Source organism: Kitasatospora sp. NPDC048540 (genome assembly GCF_040651175.1).
Lineage (GTDB): Bacteria > Actinomycetota > Actinomycetes > Streptomycetales > Streptomycetaceae > Kitasatospora.
This window is the reverse complement of the sequence record NZ_JBEZIR010000276.1, coordinates 1-1,240: the sequence shown is the minus strand read 5'-3', so window position 1 is coordinate 1,240 and position 1,240 is coordinate 1. Positions and strand designations below refer to the sequence as shown.

General features: G+C 74.0%; 3 protein-coding genes. 2 read left to right on the top strand and 1 reads right to left on the bottom strand.

The annotated features are described in order from the left end of the window. On the bottom strand, positions 1-193 hold a 193-nt coding region (locus AB0D08_RS40825; protein WP_359895439.1), incomplete at its 3' end, for a hypothetical protein. A gap of 22 nt (positions 194-215) precedes the next feature. Here AB0D08_RS40825 and AB0D08_RS40820 point away from each other — a divergent pair. Then, complete coding sequence (locus AB0D08_RS40820; protein ID WP_033820813.1) at positions 216-824, top strand: TetR/AcrR family transcriptional regulator; 609 nt, start codon at positions 216-218, stop codon at positions 822-824. Continuing rightward, positions 821-1,195, top strand: a complete 375-nt coding sequence (locus AB0D08_RS40815; RefSeq protein ID WP_033820814.1) for a nuclear transport factor 2 family protein — start codon at positions 821-823, stop codon at positions 1,193-1,195. Before AB0D08_RS40820 ends, AB0D08_RS40815 begins: the two co-directional genes overlap by 4 nt. Positions 1,196-1,240: the final 45 nt, after the last annotated feature.

Here is a 1,240-nt window from a genome sequence, read left to right as displayed (position 1 = left end):
GCGGCGTGGTGGGCACGGTCAGGCAGGCCTCGCCGATCACGGCGGCCAGCTCCGCCAGCACGCCCTCGCGCAGCCCCGCGACCCCCTCTCGGCTGCACGCCCCGTACGCACCGCGGGCGGGCGCGCCGTTCTCGCGCCGACCCCGGTCACCAATGTCCGCGCCCCTCGCCGGCCGTGCTATTTTTGTGAGCAATCGTTCAACTACGGAGGCCGGGATGGGGCGCAGACAGCTCTGGGACCAGGACGAGGTACTGGCCTCGGCCATGCGGCTGTTCCGCCACCGGGGATACCTCGGCGCCTCGCTGCGGGACATCGAGGAGGCCACCGGGCTGCACCCGGGAAGTCTGTACCGGACCTTCCGGAACAAGGACGGCCTGTTCCACGCCGCCCTGGACGCCTACAACGAGCGGGTGGTGCGGCACCGGGTCCGGGTCCACCTGCTGGAGCCGGCGGACCCGCTGGCCGGCATCCGCTCGTTCTTCACCTCGGCGATCGAGACCGGTGCCGAGCCCGACCCGGGCTGTCTGCTCACCAACACCGCCGTCGAGTCCTTCACCCTCCCCGAGGCCGCGCCCGGCGTGCACCACGGCCTGGCGGCGATCGAAGGCGGCTTCGCCGACGCGCTGACCCGCGCCCGGAACCGCGGCGACGCACCGCCGGACCTCGACATCGCCACCACGGCGGCCCACCTGCTCGCGCTCTACCAGGGCCTGCTGGTACTCGTCCGGGCCGGCCGGCCCCGCACCGCGCTGCACAGCGTCACCGACGGCGCCCTCGCGTCGATCGGCACCTTGAGAAATCCACGGAAGCAGGACGACCCATGAGTGACACCCAGCGGCTCTGGAACGACTACGCCGCCTGCTGGTCGGCCGACCCCGCCGACCGGCCCGCCGCCCTCGGCGCGGTCGCGGTGGACGAGGTCGCCTACCGCGACCCCGGCACCGAGGTCGGCAGCCTGACCGAACTCGCCGCCTACATGTCCGGCTTCACCGGAGCCTTCCCCGGCCACCGGTTCCGCATCGACGAGGTGCTCGAGCACCACGGCCGCTCCCTCGCCCGCTGGACCCAGCTCGACGGACAGGGCGGGACCGCGGCGAGCGGCATCAGCACCGCCCGCCACCACGAGGACGGGCGCCTCGCCGACATCACCGGCTTCTTCCTCCCGGCCCCGGCCCCGGCGGACCCGGTCGGCTGACGCGGCCGCACGGTGCCGCCCTCCGAGGACGCCAACACCAAGGCC

Bases quoted from the DNA above. Each gene is read 5' to 3' on its own strand.
- AB0D08_RS40820 (WP_033820813.1), top strand. From the start codon at position 216: ATGGGGCGCAGACAGCTCTGGGACCAGGACGAGGTACTGGCCTCGGCC.
- AB0D08_RS40815 (WP_033820814.1), top strand. From the start codon at position 821: ATGAGTGACACCCAGCGGCTCTGGAACGACTACGCCGCCTGCTGGTCG.